Raw genomic sequence first — 14,379 nt, 5'->3', positions numbered from 1 at the left:
CGCCTTGGGGCGTGGCAATCGCGCTCAACCGCCTTCGCGCCGTTCCCGGATTTCACGTTCGCGCAAGGGCGTTTTGTCAATGGACCGCCCAATCTCGCGCACGCTCCAAGGAGAGGGCTTGCGCAGCTTGACCACGCCGTCCTTGTCCACGAACACCATCTGGAAACCACGCGGGCGCAGCTGTGACCGGATCGGCGAACGCGCGGACGGATCGGTATCCGTCAGGACTATGACGTCCCGGTCGCGCATCGCGTCTTCCCCTTCAAGCAACATATCGATCTGTTGCTGGAACCTTGGGTCGGCCGGGGTGTCTGCAAAGACCACAATAGGGCGTTTGACCCAAAGAAATTCGCTAAGATCACTGTCGCCGGTGGGCCGAACAAATTCGTCATCCGCAGGTGCAGAGCCGTCGGCAGCCAGCGCGGCCAACGGGAATAGTGCCGAGAAAACAAGGGCAAGCGTTCGTGTCATAAGGCCTCCTGTTCCATCGAATATAACCCGTGTTCGGGGGAATGCGACCGTTGGAATGCAGGATGTCTTCAAAAAGTCGTACATCGCGTGCGCTTTGGTGGGTTAGGCGGATGGAAATCACATTGCATTTCGGTGCACATCGCTGCGCGACCACCAGTTTTCAGGAATACGTCCGGCGCAATGCAGCCGAGTTGAAACAACAGGGTGTAGCTTTCTGGGGCCCTGAAACCACGCGTGAAACCGATTTGATCGCGTTGAAAACCATGACGGACGCATCGCGGGCCGAGTTGCAACACGAACTGGACCTTTGCCAGTCACGGGGCGTTACGCATCTGTTGGTCAGCGAAGAGAACTTTCTGGGCATGATGCAGCAGAATTTTCACAAAGGAGAGCTCTATCCCGAAGCGCGCTTGCGTGCGCAATTGGTATCTGGCGCTTTTGGCGCGCGCGTGACGGCGATTGCTTTGAATATTCGGGCCTTGAACACCTATTGGGCGTCTCTTGCGGGTTACGCCGCGCGCAACGGCAAACATTTCGGGCCGCATATGCGCTGGCAGAAGATTGCGAAACATGACCGCAGTTGGCGAGCTGTGGTCACTGACCTTGCCGATGTGTTCCACGGTATTCCCCTTTATGTGCTGCCTTTCGAGGAGTTTGCGGGGCATCCGGATGCGCAGTTGGCGCAGCTTTTGCGTTCAAACACCCCCGAGCGGTCATCGGATCTGTGGCTTAGCAAGGATGAAGACGCGAGGCCTCAGGGCCTGAACAGCGCACAGGAAATGAATCTTATGGCGACGTTCGCTGACGATCTAACCTGGCTGGCCGATGGGGCCGATGGGTTGGCCCAACTGTGTTTGATGTCTGAAACAGCACGCGGTGCAGCAACGCCTGCCTATGACCGAATAGACGAGAGGAATGCGACATGACCGAAACGAAGGACTGGAAAGCGCTGGCCGAGAAAGAGCTGCGCGGTCGTCCCTTGGAGGATCTGACGAAAAAGACGCTGGAAGGCATCGACGTCAAACCGCTCTATACTCAGGAAGATACGGCTGAATTGCCACATATGGGTTCGCTGCCTGGCTTTGGCCCGTTCACGCGCGGCGTCAAGGCGACGATGTACGCAGGTCGCCCATGGACGATCCGGCAATATGCGGGGTTTTCAACGGCCGAGGAATCCAACGCCTTTTACCGCCGCAATCTGGCAGCGGGGCAGCAGGGGGTTTCCGTTGCCTTCGATCTGGCCACCCATCGGGGCTATGACAGCGATCACCCACGTGTGGTGGGCGACGTGGGCAAGGCCGGGGTCGCCATCGACTCGGTCGAGGATATGAAAATCCTGTTCGACGGCATTCCGCTGGATCAGGTTTCGGTCTCGATGACGATGAACGGCGCGGTGATCCCAATTTTGGCCAGTTTCATCGTTGCAGGTGAAGAGCAAGGCCACGACAAATCGGTTCTGTCCGGCACCATCCAGAATGACATTTTGAAAGAGTTTATGGTGCGCAACACCTATATCTATCCGCCGGAACCTTCGATGCGGATCATCTCGGACATTATCGAATACACGTCGAACGAGATGCCGAAATTCAACTCTATCTCGATCTCGGGCTACCACATGCAAGAGGCAGGCGCGAACCTGGTGCAAGAGCTGGCCTATACGCTGGCCGACGGGCGCGAATATGTCCGTGCAGCGACCCAAGCCGGGATGGACGTCGATAAATTCGCGGGCCGTTTGTCGTTCTTTTTTGCCATCGGCATGAATTTCTTCATGGAGATTGCCAAGCTGCGTGCGGCGCGGACCTTATGGCATCGGGTGATGACCGAGTTTGGTGCAAAGTCCGAGCGGTCGAAAATGCTGCGCACCCATTGCCAGACCTCGGGCGTGTCGTTGCAGGAACAAGATCCCTATAACAACGTGATCCGTACCGCCTATGAGGCGATGAGCGCTGTTCTGGGCGGTACACAGTCGCTGCACACCAATGCTCTGGACGAGGCGATTGCCCTGCCGACTGATTTTTCGGCGCGCATTGCGCGAAACACCCAGCTTGTGCTGCAGGAAGAGACGGGTGTGACCGATGTGGTCGATCCGTTGGCCGGATCCTATTACGTGGAAAGCCTGACCAATGAGTTGGTCGAAAAAGCCTGGGCCCTGATGCAAGAGGTCGAAGAGATGGGCGGTATGACCAAGGCGGTGGCTTCGGGCATGCCCAAGCTGCGGATCGAGGAAAGTGCCGCGCGCCGTCAAGCCATGATCGACCGGGGCGAAGAGGTCATCGTCGGCGTGAACAAATACCGCAAAGAACAGGAAGACCCGATCGACATTCTGGATGTCGACAATGTTGCCGTGCGTGAGGCTCAGGTGGCGCGACTGGAGCGCATCCGCACCACCCGTGATGACGCTGCGTGTCAGGCGGCGTTGGACACCCTGACCAAGACCGCCCGTGACGGTGGAAACCTGCTGGCCGCCGCCGTCGAGGCCGCCCGCGCCCGCGCATCCGTAGGAGAGATCAGCATGGCAATGGAAAAGGAATTCGGCCGTCACCGCGCCGAAGTAAAGACTCTGGCCGGGGTCTATGGGGCCGCCTACGAGGGCGACGAAGGCTTTGCCGCGATCCAGAAGTCCATCGAGGCGTTTGCCGAGGCCGAGGGCCGCCGCCCGCGTCTATTGGTGGTCAAGATGGGGCAGGACGGGCATGACCGAGGTGCCAAGGTCATCGCAACCGCCTTTGCCGATATCGGCTTTGACGTGGATGTGGGGCCCTTGTTCCAGACCCCTGCCGAGGCGGCACAAGATGCGGTGGACAATGATGTGCATGTGGTTGGCATCTCGTCTCAGGCCGCTGGTCACAAGACGCTGGCACCGCAATTGGTGGAAGAGCTTAAGAAGGCCGGGGCTGAGGACATCATCGTCATCTGCGGAGGTGTGATCCCCCAGCAGGATTACCAGTTCCTTTATGATCATGGGGTGAAGGCTATTTTTGGTCCCGGGACCAACATACCCGAGGCGGCGCAGGATATTCTGGCCCTCATCGGCGAAGCGCGAAACGGATAGTTCGGAGGGCGCTGTCTGCCACCGGTCGCACTGGTGCTTGCTTGCCGCCGAGGATATTTCTAGCCAGATGAAGACGCGGATCTTTTGGCGTGGGGCGGTTGATCGTAGCTAAGATCGGGTCTCCTGGTGGAGGAAAGACAATGAGACTGGACCATTTGGCGGTGGCGGGAGAGACGTTGGAGGAGGCGTCGGCCCATATTGAGCAAGCCCTTGGCGTGCCGTTGCAAGAGGGTGGCAAGCACGAGAAATTTGGCACCTATAATCGACTGCTTGGCCTTGCGGATGGGCTCTATCTGGAAGCGATTGCGATCGACCCTGACGCGCCGCAACTGGAACGTACACGCTGGTTCGATCTGGATCGGTTCGCGGGGCAGCCTCGGCTGAGCAACTGGATTTGCAGCGTGCCCGATATTGCATCCTCGCTGTCGATTTTCCCTGATGGCGTCGGAGAGCCGATTGATCTGGCGCGCGGGGCCTTGTGCTGGCAGATGGCGGTGCCGCCGGGCGGACGCTTGCCGTTTGACAACCTGTTCCCGGCGTTGATTCAGTGGCACGGTGATCTGCACCCGGCAGGGATGTTGCAGGATCGCGGTTGTCGTCTGACCCGTTTGGTCGTGTTTCACCCTGACGCGCTCGAGCTGGCAAAACTGCTGGGTGAGCTGCAATTCGTGGTCTTCGATACCGGACCTGCGGCGCTGCGGGCGGAGTTTCAGACACCGCATGGGCCGCGCGTGTTGGAATGAATATTCGTAAGGCACGTGTTGAGGATGCAGCGGCCATAGCGAACATCACCAACCCCATCATCCGCGACACGTTGGTGACCTTCACAACGGACGAAAGAGATGTAAGCAGAATTGCCGTCGATATCGAACGGCGGGGGTCTGCGTTTCTTGTGGCTGAGCAGGGCAATGACGTTGTAGGCTTTGCCACATATGGGCCGTTTCGGTCCGGCCCCGGCTATGCACGGAGCTGCGAGCACTCGGTCCAATTGTCGCCCAATGCACGCGGGCAGGGAACAGGGCGCACCTTGATGGTGGCGCTGGAACAGGTGGCGCGTGCCGCGGATGTTCATGTTCTAGTGGCGGGGATATCTTCGGCCAATCCGGGCGCCGTGGCCTTTCATGCGTCGCTTGGCTTTGTGCAGGTTGGCCGAATGCCAGAGGTTGGCTGGAAATGGGGCCAATGGCTGGATCTAATCCTGATGCAAAAAATTCTTGCTCCGCAGTCATCTGTCGCACCTGACACCGGGGAAACTCCACGTTAGGGTGCGCCTATGTCGATCTGGACTCGTATATCCGATGCGCTGAGCGCGTTGGCCCAGGGTGAAAGCCTGACGGCCGTTTTCGAAAAACTGCGCACCCCGCCCGAACGGTCCGTGGCCTTTACCATTGCCGTCATCGCGCTGGGCGCGAAGATGGCCAAGGCAGATGGGCAGGTGACGCGCGATGAGGTGACCGCCTTTCGGGATGTGTTTCAGATCGCGCGCGAGGATGAGGCCAACGCAGCGCGCGTGTTCGACATGGCCCGCACCGACGTGGCGGGCTATCAGGACTATGCCCGCAAGATCTCGGTCATGTTTTCCGATGACAGCACAACGCTGTGTGACCTGATGGAAGGTCTGTTCCATATTGCTTTGGCAGATGGGTTCTATCACCCGAACGAGGATGAATTCCTGGAACAGGTGAGCCGTATTTTCGGCCAGACCGATGCGCAATTCATGGCCCTGCGGGCCCGGTTTGTACCGGATGCACCGCACGACCCCTATACGGTTCTGGGTGTACCCCGCGACATGCCCGTAGAGGAAATTCGCAAGGTCTGGCGCAAGCTCGTGCGGGATACGCATCCAGATGCGATGATGGCACGGGGGGTGCCTGAAGAAGCGGTGCGACTGGCCGAAAAGAAGATGATCGATATCAACCGTGCCTGGGACGAAATCAACGGCGCACGGGTCTGAACGATGCGATTGGCGACCTACAATATCGAATGGTTCGCCAATCTTTTCGACCGCAAGGATAGGGTGCTGGTCGATGATGAATGGTCTGGCCGCCATGACGTCACCCGCGCGCAGCAGGCCGAGGCAATTGCCAAGGTTCTGACGGCCTTGGACGCCGATGCGGTCCTGATCGTCGAAGCACCAAATACCGGCAAGTCTCAGAACACCGTGCGTGCCTTGCAGGGGTTTGCGGAAGCGTTTGATCTGCGCACCACCCATGCGGTGATGGGTTACCCAAATGACACCCATCAGGAATTGGCGCTGCTCTACGACGCGAACGTTCTCAAGCCTCGCCACGATCCGGTCGGGGAACCCAGCGATCCAACCGCGCCTCGGTTCGATGCGGAGTTCCGCATTGATCTGGATGTGGATGAAACACAGGACGTGGTGCAGTTCTCCAAGCCGCCGATGGAGTTGGCCGTCGAAACTCAAGCGGGAAACGCGTTTCGGATGATTGGCGCGCATCTGAAGTCCAAAGCGCCGCATGGGGCCGGATCGCGCGACGAGGCGATCCGGATATCGATCGCCAATCGCCGCAAGCAATTGGCGCAAGCGATCTGGCTGTCGCGTCGGGTGCGGGGACACCGGGACAGTGGGACACCGACAATTCTGCTCGGCGATCTGAATGACGGGCCCGGTTTGGATGAATTCGAGCATCTTTTTGGCCGATCATCCGTTGAAATTCTGTTGGAGGCGGGATTGTTCGATCCCCATGCCGCCAAAGCTCTGGGGCCACGACCCGGTTCGCTGCCGTCAACAGCGCGGTTTGCGCGCCCGGATGAAGGACGGTTTCTGGAAGCTCTATTGGATTACATCATGATCAGCGACGACTTGCGGCAGCGCGACCCAAGCTGGCGCATTTGGCATCCGTTCCGGGATGCGGTTTGCTGGTCGAACCCAGAACTGCGTGAGGCATTGCTGACTGCGTCGGATCACTTCCCGGTGACGTTGGATATCGACCTCTGACCTTTCGCCCATGGTGTGCAAGAGCTATATTGAGCCCATGAAACAACTTTTGATCTCTTCCTGTCTGAGCGTTGCCATGGCGCTGCCTGCAGCGGCGCAAGAGCAAGATGGCCCTTCGCTGATGGAACGCGGGGCCGAGCTTTTTCTGGAAGGGCTACGGCAGGAAATGGAGCCCGCTCTGGAAGACCTGCTGGGGCTGGCAGATCAGTTTGGCCCAGCGATGCAATCTTTTCTGATGGAAATGGGCCCGGCCCTGGCCGAGCTTGCCGCGCAGATTGAAGATTGGAGCGCCTATGAGTTGCCAGAGATGCTGCCCAACGGTGACATCATCATTCGCAAGAAGCCACCGCAGGATGAGCCGGACTTGCCGATACCAGACCCGGAAACTGGCATAACTGATATTTGATACGCGCCGCGCGTTCCTAGCGCCGGACGATCACGCGGGCTTCGGCTTTCAGGGCATTTGCCAATGATTTGAACCGGGCCTCGGCCACTTCGTTGAATACGGGTTGTGCGATCTTTGGCAGGATCAGCTCAATCTCTTGTTTCTTGGGATAGAATTTCAGTTTGCCCATCGCGGCGGTGTTCGGCATCCACAGCATCGCACCAAACCGCATGGCCTTGCCCAGGACTTCGGCCTGCTTCTGGCTGCGTTCGTCCAGCAACTCATAGAGCGGTGCAAAGCGGTTGCCCTCGCGTTTGTTGCGATAGCGATGCTGCAGCGCGAGCCCGATGAACACGCGTTCGGAATGTTTCAAACCGCTCATGTTAGCGCGGGTGACATATTCGAAACAGACCTCGGCGCGATAGTCGGGATGCGCGCGCCAGCTAACGTCATGCAACAGGCAAGCGGCCTTGATCAACCGCACCTTTTGCGGCGGGGCCGAGCGAAAGAGCGGCATAACAAAATCGAACAGATGCTTGCCAAAGCCCGGCAGACGGGCATCCTTGGCCTCGGCAAAGCGGCTGGCTTCGATCAACGGATCCCGGTCGCGCAGATGTTGGGGCATTTGTTCGAACAGCAGCCCTTCGCGAATGCCATAGCTGGATATGGCGATATCCTTGGGTTTGAACGTGCGGATCAACCGGGCCAGCACGTCCATCGCATAGGGCATCAGCGCCATACGCGAGCCGGACACACCGGCCTGGCTGCGCAGCTCATCAGCGTCGCTTTTTTCGATGAGCTTAATGGTTTCGCGCACGTGCTGGTGGGTCATGCGGTATTCATGCAGAACGTTCAGAGGATACCCGCGTCGCAGCATGTCGATCCGGGCAAAGGCCCGCCAACTGCCACCGACCAGAAACAGACGGTCTCGTTGTAGACCCATCTGGTCGCGCATCTCTTCCATTGTCTTCTTGATATGGGCTTTGCGCGCTCGGCGTCCGCCCTTGATGTCGCGCAGCTTCAGCGGCCCAAGGGGGGAGGTCATCCGTCGGCCCACTTGCCCGTCACCGATCTCGGCCAGCTCGACGGAAGAACCGCCGATGTCGCAGATCAAACCATAGGCTCCGGGCCAGCCTAGCAGGACGCCTTGCGCCGAAAGCCGCGCCTCTTCCGCGCCATCGACGACCTGAATGTTCAGGCCAATCTCGCGCTCGACCAGATCACAAAAATCGGGGCCGTCTTCGGCTTCGCGTACCGCCGCCGTAGCCACGGTATGAAGCTTGGGGACGCCCAGATCATTTGCCACGTGACGAAACCGCCGCAGTGCCGCCATCGCCCGCTCGCATCCGCGTGGATTCAGGCGCCCGGTTTCCGACAGGCCCGCACCCAATTCGCACATGACCTTTTCATTATAGAAATAAGCCGGTGACCGCGCGGCGCCGTCAAAAATCACCATTCGGACAGAGTTTGATCCGACATCCACAACCCCCACACGCGACAGGGCGCGCAGACTTGGATCACCGATCAGTGGCTTGCCGAACGGCCCATAGTCCGTGGCGTCGATCTCGGTGCTGTGTTCCATCATATCCCCGGTCTTTTGGGTCGCAGGATGCGCAATCGTCATGGCTGGGTCAATCATCCCCATGGTCTTTGTCGTTGCGAGCGTTCAGAACCCGAACGGCCAGTGCGCGGGTGATCTCGCGCTTTTCGTCCAGCGCAATCTGGTCCAGCCGATCAACCACCAGGGCGGCCGATTCAAAGCTGCGATCCATGTGTTTGACCAGATAGGCCATTACGTCGGGGGCCGGATTCAGTTGCCGGTCGGTAAACAGCTTGGCCAGCACCGCGCCCAGCAAGGCATCATCCGGGGCCTCAAGCGCAACGTGATGTGCGCCTTCAATGCGGCTTTGCAGATCGGGCAGGGTCAGACCCCAGAAACTGGGTGCGGCGCGCCCCGTCAACAGCAGGGAATTGCCTTCGGCCAGGACCAGATTGTGCAGATGGAACAGGGTTTTCTGCTGCTCAGGATCCGTTGCAATCAACGGCACGTCTTCCACCGCGACCGGACCCCGCGCCAATTGCGGCACGTCATCATGGCGCAGCGTGCTGGCCTGAATAATGGCGGCCTTGGCCTCGGCGGCCCAAACATGGGTCAGGTGTGTTTTGCCCGATCCGGTTGGGCCGGTCAGAACCAGTTTGCCCCCGGGCCAAGAGGTGGCCGAGATCATGGCAACCGCCAATGCATTGGCCGGAGAGACAAAGAAATCTTCGCGCCCCAAGGCGATTTTTGAGGGCAGGTCAAAGCTGAGTTGAGTGGCCATTCACGCGTCGTCCTGCGCTTGTCCTTCCAGCCCCGTATAGAGGCGACTGTCGAGGTAGAGCGACGTCCCGAAACGCGCCAGCACGCCCAAGCCTGCTGCAACAGGAACCGCGATCAACATACCCACAAAGCCAAACAGCGCCCCAAAGACTGACAGCGCCAGCAGCAACCAGACCGGGTGTAACCCCACCGAACTGCCGACCAGTTTTGGGGTCAGGAAATTGCCCTCGGTCACCTGACCCACCGCAAAGATGCCTGCAATCAATGCGATATGGGCCCAATCGCCCCAGAATTGAAACAGGGCCAGGCCGATGGCCAACGCTCCGCCAATCAGAGCGCCCAGATAGGGGATGAACGTCACCATTCCGGCGATGAATCCTACGATCAAACCAAATTGCAGTCCCGCCAGCATCAGTGCGACGGCATAATAGGTACCTAGGATCAAACAGACCGTGCCCATACCGCGCACAAACGAGGCCAGAACAGCGTCGATCTCGCTTGCGAGGCGCTTGATGGTGGGGGCATGGTCACGCGGCAGCAGCTCGCCAATGCGGGCGATCATGCGGTCCCAATCCATCAGTAGATAGACCGAGACAACCGGGACGATGACAATCAGCACAACGATATTGATGGCCGAACCCAGTGATGCCAGAACCGTTTGCAGAACATCACCGGTTTTGGATTTCAGGGTCTCACCGAATGACACAAGCATCTGGTGCGTGCTCGATTCCTGATCCAGTAGGGATGGGAACTGACGTTCGATAAAGCCGCGCAGCTCTTTGAACAGGCTGGGAAGGATATCAACCAGATCCAGCAATTGCGTGATCAGCGCGGGCACGACCATCACGATCAGCAAGACAAAGCTCAACACGCCAACCACGGTAATCACGGCAGTTGCCGCCATTCGGGACAGGCCCAGTTTCTCAAGTCGGTCGGCGACCGGGTCCAGGAAATAGGCGATGGCGCCACCGATCACGAACGGCAGAAGAACGTCGCCCAAGGCCCAGAGAATCAACACAAAAACCGCAGCCACCACACCCCAGTAGCGAAGCTGATCCTTAACCGGCAAAGCCATGGCGATCCCCTTGTTGCGGCTCTTGAGGTTGTTCTTGGCGCATCAATGGCGCTGATGCAAGCGCTTCATCCGGCCCGCTTTTCCTTGCCCGGCAGTTTCGGCGTCAAACCCTGCGTTGCGACCCAGGGTGGTAAATTTGTCATTGCGTGATTGCCCCCGGCGGGGCTTTGGCATAATCACCTTTTGATGTTCCAATTCACCTTTGAAGGTTAAATAATGCGCCTCAGCCGTTACTTTTTGCCCGTTCTCAAGGAAAACCCCTCCGAGGCTCAGATCGTCAGCCATCGGCTGATGCTGCGCGCAGGCATGATCAAGCAAGCCGCTGCGGGGATTTATTCCTGGCTGCCACTGGGCTTCAAGGTTCTGCGCAAGCTGGAAAACATCGTGCATGAGGAACAGGCGCGGGCCGGGCATATCGCCATTCAGATGCCGATCCTGCAATCGGCGGACCTGTGGCGCGAGTCCGGGCGTTATGACGACTACGGCCAGGAAATGCTGCGGATGCAGGACCGGCACGGGCGCGATATGCTTTACACGCCAACGGCTGAGGAACTGGTGACTGACATTTTCCGCGGCCACGTCAACAGCTATAAAGACCTGCCGCTGACGCTCTATCAGATCCAGTGGAAATTCCGCGACGAGATCCGCCCGCGCTTTGGCGTGATGCGTGGGCGCGAGTTTTACATGAAGGACGGGTATAACTTTGACCTGACCAAAGAGGACGCGCTGCACGCTTATAACCGTCATCTGGTCAGCTATCTGCGCACCTATGAACGCATGGGCCTGCAAGCCATCCCGATGCGCGCGGATTCCGGTCCCATTGGTGGGGATGACACGCATGAATTCTTGGTGCTGGCCGACACCGGCGAATCCGAGGTCTTCTATGACAGCGCCGTCACCGACCTGACCTTTGGCGACAGGGACATAGACTATGATGACCGGGCGCAATGTCAGGCCATTCTGGAAGAGTTCACCTCGAAATACGCGCGCACTGACGAAACTCATGATGAGGCGCTGTTTAATCAGGTCCCTGAGGAGCGTCGCCGCGTGGCGCGTGGTATCGAAGTCGGTCAAATCTTCTATTTCGGCACCAAATATTCCGAGGCGATGGGGGCAACTGTCCAAGGCCCCGACGGCAAGCCGACCCCGGTTCACATGGGTAGTCATGGCATCGGTGTCAGCCGTCTGATCGGTGCGATCATCGAGGCCAGCCATGACGACAAGGGCATCATCTGGCCTGAAGGCGTGACGCCGTTCCATTGCGGCATCGTGAACCTGAAGCAAGGTGATGAAGAGGCTGATGCGGCCTGCGACAAACTCTATGCCGCCTTGACCGCGCTGGGCCTTGAGCCGCTTTATGATGATCGTAACGAACGGGCAGGGGGCAAGTTTGCCACCATGGATCTGATCGGTTTGCCCTGGCGGATCACTGTGGGTCCACGTGGCCTGAAAAACGGTGTGGTCGAACTGACCAGCCGCCGCACAGGCGAAAGCGAAGAGTTGAGCCCCAAAGTTGCGGTCACCAAGATCGCCGAGATTTATGAGCAACTCGGCTGAAGCCTCTTCCCCGCTGATCTCGGTCGTCACGGCGACCTATGATCTGCTGTCGCAAGGGCGGCAGGCGGGGTTCGAGCGCGCGATGGCCTGCATGGCGCGCCAAAACTGCGCCGAGGCCGAGCATATCATTCAAGACGGTGCCTCGACCGATGGTACCGTTGCGTTCGTTCAGGAACTGGTCGATCAGGCCCCGAATGCGCGTCTGATCTCTGAACCCGATACCGGGCTTTATGACGCGATGAACAAGGGCGTTGCAGCCGCGCGCGGCGAATACGTTCTGTTCTTGAACTCGGACGACGCGCTTGCCTCGGATGATGTGCTGAACATGGCCGCTGATCGGTTACGAGCGACACGTCCTGCCTTTCTATACGGCTCTACGGTGCAAAAGTTCCGAAGCGGCGAGACGCGCAAAGAAAAACGGATGTCGGTCACAGCCATTCTTCAGCGCATGCCCTTTTGCCATAACTCGGTTTTTCTGCGCCGCGACGTTTTTCTGGCCTTGGGGGGACATGACACCAATTTTCGGATCGCTGCTGATTACGACCTGATGTTGCGACTGATCGCTTCAGGGTATCAGGGGGAGCGTATGGACGATGCGGTTTCGTTGTTCTGGGACAGAGGTGTGACCCAGGATGATGCCGAAACCGGGCTGGACTATGCAAAGGTCTGGCTAAAGTTCTACGACGGGTTCAAGTCAGCCCGAAACCTGACGCTTGAGGACTTTGCCGAGTTCTACAGACGCGGCCACATGCCAGCGCGATTGCTGCTTGAGCTTTTGCGCAGGCAGGACACGCCCGAGCCGATCATGATTGCAGCACGACATTGCTTGGCCAAAACGCTGCGCCGTTCGCTTCAGGTCTGGCGCAAATACTAGGCGCGGCTGATGTGCGGGCGGGCTGTCAGTACGTCGCCATCTGCGTGCTTGCCTCGGGCCACGACGATCGGGCGCCCCATTCGGCGTACCAGATCCAGAAATTCGATCCCGAGAAACTTTAGCCCGCAGACCCGCTTGCCCGTTTCGTGTTCGGTGATGCACAGCCGACCACGTCGGAAGGCTAGGCGATAGCCTTTGTCCTTCAGAACCTCGGCCAATGCGGTCCAGCTGCCCGCATTTGCAAAGATTGGGCGGATTGTCGCCCGTAACAGCATGGCCGTCTCACAGTCTAACTGTTGCGAGGCTGATATTGCCTCTTCCCGGCCTGCGTCTTTGCTTTCCCCTTCAATACTCATGAGCGACCCCCGCTCTGAATTTGTGTTCCCCCAACGATAGGGTGTCGAAATTTCCCAAAATAAGCAAAATGCGAAATCAAATTAGCCAAATACCGTTGCAAATTGAGTTCAGTTGCCATCAGGTCCGTGAATTAAACCCATATCGGAAACAATAAGGCAGTGTCTGTGAAGAACTTCTCAACCAAAAGTTTACTAAGTTTTGTTCCAACTCATTCAGCATTGTGTAGGTCTTGAAGACCTACCGTTTTGTGACGACTTGTGTAGTGACCTGGAAGAAACTCTGGTACATGCTCGACTGAAGGCTGAGCAATTGGGGGCCGACGCCGCGTGCTAAGTTTTGTGACGATAGTGTATTCGAAAGATGTGCCGCTGCTAGAGCTGCAGGCCAGGTCTTTTGCGCGTTTTGTCGATCCGGAAATGGTCGCCTCGATCCACGTCATCATGAACGACGTTGATGAGGCCGGGTTGCGTACCAAGATCGATCCGATCTTGCCCTCCTACGGCCCGTTGCGATCCAAAGTTCACGTCGTAGGGGGCGATGAGGTTTTGTTGGGGCCAGAGCATTGCGCAAAACGCCCGACCTTGTATCGCGCTCTGATCGAGAACCGGTATCGCATCCCCTTTGCCCGCAACGGTGGCTGGCGCGGAAACAACGGATACCGCACGCAACAAGCGCTCAAACTTGGATCTGCGCGCGTGGCTAAGTCTGAAAACATGGTGCTTTTCGACGCCAAGAACCTTTTTCTGCGCCGGTTCGATATGTCCGAGTTTTTCTCGGACAGCGGTGCCGCGCGGATCAACATGTTCAAGATCGAAAGTGATTTCCATCGCAACTGGCTGCTGCAAAGCCTGGATGCGTTGGATGTTCCGCATCCCGATATGGATCAGGTGAGGACGACAACCTTCGCTACTCCCTATCCGGTCCGGCGGTCACTGATCCTTGCGCTGCTGGATGAGATCAACGAACGCTATGGATCAGTGCAGGCGCTCTTTGGCTCGCGGCGACGTCCGTCCGAGTTCATGTTGCTCAATGCTTACTGCCTGAAAACGCAAGGTGGGCTGGACCCGTGGTTTGAAGCGGTGACAGATCACAATATCGGCCTCTGGCCGACCTATTCGCCGCAGCAATTGGCGCATCAAGTTGCGCGAATCGATGATCAGGCGTCGCTGAGCCTTGGGTTGCACAACCGGGCAATTTCGAACCTGCCTGCGGATTTGCGCGATACAGTGTTCCAACAGCTTGAGGTGCGCGGCGTTTGCAGCCGTGGAATAACCAAAGCCATTCTGGACAAAACATCCGCTCTTTCTGCCTAACTCCAAGCCCTGGATG

Annotated in this window: 16 protein-coding genes; 10 read left to right on the top strand and 6 right to left on the bottom strand. The window is 58.2% G+C overall.

Translation table 11 applies throughout. The annotated features are described in order from the left end of the window. Positions 1-24 precede the first annotated feature (24 nt). Complete coding sequence (locus GOW40_RS05595) at positions 25-471, bottom strand: DUF4174 domain-containing protein (protein WP_171133501.1); 447 nt, start codon at positions 469-471, stop codon at positions 25-27. A gap of 110 nt (positions 472-581) precedes the next feature. Here GOW40_RS05595 and GOW40_RS05590 point away from each other — a divergent pair, with 110 nt between their 5' ends. The 7 genes from GOW40_RS05590 (at position 582) to GOW40_RS05560 (ending at position 6,888) form a co-directional block, all read left to right on the top strand. Continuing rightward, positions 582-1,397 carry a hypothetical protein gene (locus GOW40_RS05590; protein WP_171133500.1) on the top strand — a complete coding sequence of 272 codons (816 nt, stop codon included), beginning with the start codon at positions 582-584 and terminating at the stop codon, positions 1,395-1,397. Beyond that, positions 1,394-3,523 carry a methylmalonyl-CoA mutase gene (gene scpA, locus GOW40_RS05585; RefSeq protein ID WP_171133499.1) on the top strand — a complete coding sequence of 710 codons (2,130 nt, stop codon included), beginning with the start codon at positions 1,394-1,396 and terminating at the stop codon, positions 3,521-3,523. The genes GOW40_RS05590 and scpA overlap by 4 nt, the downstream gene beginning before the upstream one ends. A gap of 140 nt (positions 3,524-3,663) precedes the next feature. Further along, positions 3,664-4,266 (top strand): VOC family protein, encoded by a 603-nt coding sequence (locus GOW40_RS05580; RefSeq protein ID WP_171133498.1) that lies wholly within the window; start codon positions 3,664-3,666, stop codon positions 4,264-4,266. After that, complete coding sequence (locus GOW40_RS05575) at positions 4,263-4,787, top strand: GNAT family N-acetyltransferase (RefSeq protein WP_171133497.1); 525 nt, start codon at positions 4,263-4,265, stop codon at positions 4,785-4,787. The genes GOW40_RS05580 and GOW40_RS05575 overlap by 4 nt, the downstream gene beginning before the upstream one ends. Before the next feature lie 9 nt (positions 4,788-4,796). Then, positions 4,797-5,477, top strand: coding sequence for a molecular chaperone DjiA (locus GOW40_RS05570; RefSeq protein WP_171133496.1), 681 nt, complete (start codon positions 4,797-4,799; stop codon positions 5,475-5,477). Between the two features lie 3 nt (positions 5,478-5,480). Next, the gene (locus GOW40_RS05565; protein ID WP_171133495.1) at positions 5,481-6,482 is read left to right on the top strand and encodes an endonuclease/exonuclease/phosphatase family protein; all 1,002 of its coding nucleotides are present in this window, start codon (positions 5,481-5,483) and stop codon (positions 6,480-6,482) included. A gap of 37 nt (positions 6,483-6,519) precedes the next feature. Then, complete coding sequence (locus GOW40_RS05560; protein WP_171133494.1) at positions 6,520-6,888, top strand: hypothetical protein; 369 nt, start codon at positions 6,520-6,522, stop codon at positions 6,886-6,888. Positions 6,889-6,904: 16 nt separating this feature from the next. Here the strand turns inward: GOW40_RS05560 and GOW40_RS05555 are convergent, their stop codons facing one another. From GOW40_RS05555 to GOW40_RS05540, 4 genes are read right to left on the bottom strand one after another with little or no spacing between them, the layout of a single operon-like run. Then, positions 6,905-8,449 (bottom strand): Ppx/GppA family phosphatase, encoded by a 1,545-nt coding sequence (locus GOW40_RS05555; RefSeq protein WP_371731817.1) that lies wholly within the window; start codon positions 8,447-8,449, stop codon positions 6,905-6,907. 49 nt (positions 8,450-8,498) lie between these two features. Continuing rightward, entirely contained in the window at positions 8,499-9,188 is a 690-nt protein-coding gene (locus GOW40_RS05550) for a DnaA ATPase domain-containing protein (RefSeq protein ID WP_171136699.1), read from the bottom strand. Further along, positions 9,189-10,262, bottom strand: coding sequence for an AI-2E family transporter (locus GOW40_RS05545; protein ID WP_171101901.1), 1,074 nt, complete (start codon positions 10,260-10,262; stop codon positions 9,189-9,191). 42 nt (positions 10,263-10,304) lie between these two features. Continuing rightward, positions 10,305-10,547: a hypothetical protein gene (locus GOW40_RS05540; protein WP_171133483.1), complete on the bottom strand. Its 243-nt coding sequence runs from the start codon at positions 10,545-10,547 to the stop codon at positions 10,305-10,307. Here GOW40_RS05540 and proS point away from each other — a divergent pair. Together proS and GOW40_RS05530 are read left to right on the top strand one after the other, a co-directional pair. Further along, a complete protein-coding gene (gene proS / locus GOW40_RS05535; protein WP_171133491.1) occupies positions 10,479-11,819 on the top strand; it encodes a proline--tRNA ligase in 1,341 nt (446 codons plus the stop codon). The genes GOW40_RS05540 and proS overlap by 69 nt on opposite strands. After that, positions 11,803-12,693 carry a glycosyltransferase family 2 protein gene (locus GOW40_RS05530; protein WP_171133490.1) on the top strand — a complete coding sequence of 297 codons (891 nt, stop codon included), beginning with the start codon at positions 11,803-11,805 and terminating at the stop codon, positions 12,691-12,693. The genes proS and GOW40_RS05530 overlap by 17 nt, the downstream gene beginning before the upstream one ends. On the opposite strand, the gene GOW40_RS05525 is transcribed toward GOW40_RS05530, so the two are convergent. Continuing rightward, positions 12,690-13,049 carry a hypothetical protein gene (locus GOW40_RS05525; RefSeq protein WP_171101904.1) on the bottom strand — a complete coding sequence of 120 codons (360 nt, stop codon included), beginning with the start codon at positions 13,047-13,049 and terminating at the stop codon, positions 12,690-12,692. The two genes, GOW40_RS05530 and GOW40_RS05525, sit on opposite strands and share 4 nt — an antisense overlap. 339 nt (positions 13,050-13,388) lie before the next feature. On the opposite strand from GOW40_RS05525, the gene GOW40_RS05520 reads away from it, so the two are divergent. After that, positions 13,389-14,363 carry a DUF6492 family protein gene (locus GOW40_RS05520; protein ID WP_217352235.1) on the top strand — a complete coding sequence of 325 codons (975 nt, stop codon included), beginning with the start codon at positions 13,389-13,391 and terminating at the stop codon, positions 14,361-14,363. The last annotated feature ends 16 nt before the right edge of the window (positions 14,364-14,379 follow it).

This window comes from Ruegeria sp. HKCCA6707 (assembly GCF_013033515.1).
Taxonomy (GTDB): Bacteria; Pseudomonadota; Alphaproteobacteria; order Rhodobacterales; family Rhodobacteraceae; genus Ruegeria.
Note: the sequence above shows the minus strand (reverse complement) of the source record. Positions and strands in the feature narration are given on the sequence as shown.

What these genes read in the sequence shown, in the direction of transcription:
- GOW40_RS05595 (WP_171133501.1), bottom strand. Translation starts at nt 471, where the DNA reads ATGACACGAACGCTTGCCCTTGTTTTCTCGGCACTATTCCCGTTGGCC.
- GOW40_RS05590 (WP_171133500.1), top strand. Translation starts at nt 582, where the DNA reads ATGGAAATCACATTGCATTTCGGTGCACATCGCTGCGCGACCACCAGT.
- scpA (WP_171133499.1), top strand. Translation starts at nt 1,394, where the DNA reads ATGACCGAAACGAAGGACTGGAAAGCGCTGGCCGAGAAAGAGCTGCGC.
- GOW40_RS05580 (WP_171133498.1), top strand. Translation starts at nt 3,664, where the DNA reads ATGAGACTGGACCATTTGGCGGTGGCGGGAGAGACGTTGGAGGAGGCG.
- GOW40_RS05575 (WP_171133497.1), top strand. Translation starts at nt 4,263, where the DNA reads ATGAATATTCGTAAGGCACGTGTTGAGGATGCAGCGGCCATAGCGAAC.
- GOW40_RS05570 (WP_171133496.1), top strand. Translation starts at nt 4,797, where the DNA reads ATGTCGATCTGGACTCGTATATCCGATGCGCTGAGCGCGTTGGCCCAG.
- GOW40_RS05565 (WP_171133495.1), top strand. Translation starts at nt 5,481, where the DNA reads ATGCGATTGGCGACCTACAATATCGAATGGTTCGCCAATCTTTTCGAC.
- GOW40_RS05560 (WP_171133494.1), top strand. Translation starts at nt 6,520, where the DNA reads ATGAAACAACTTTTGATCTCTTCCTGTCTGAGCGTTGCCATGGCGCTG.
- GOW40_RS05555 (WP_371731817.1), bottom strand. Translation starts at nt 8,449, where the DNA reads ATGGAACACAGCACCGAGATCGACGCCACGGACTATGGGCCGTTCGGC.
- GOW40_RS05550 (WP_171136699.1), bottom strand. Translation starts at nt 9,188, where the DNA reads ATGGCCACTCAACTCAGCTTTGACCTGCCCTCAAAAATCGCCTTGGGG.
- GOW40_RS05545 (WP_171101901.1), bottom strand. Translation starts at nt 10,262, where the DNA reads ATGGCTTTGCCGGTTAAGGATCAGCTTCGCTACTGGGGTGTGGTGGCT.
- proS (WP_171133491.1), top strand. Translation starts at nt 10,479, where the DNA reads ATGCGCCTCAGCCGTTACTTTTTGCCCGTTCTCAAGGAAAACCCCTCC.
- GOW40_RS05540 (WP_171133483.1), bottom strand. Translation starts at nt 10,547, where the DNA reads ATGGCTGACGATCTGAGCCTCGGAGGGGTTTTCCTTGAGAACGGGCAA.
- GOW40_RS05530 (WP_171133490.1), top strand. Translation starts at nt 11,803, where the DNA reads ATGAGCAACTCGGCTGAAGCCTCTTCCCCGCTGATCTCGGTCGTCACG.
- GOW40_RS05525 (WP_171101904.1), bottom strand. Translation starts at nt 13,049, where the DNA reads ATGAGTATTGAAGGGGAAAGCAAAGACGCAGGCCGGGAAGAGGCAATA.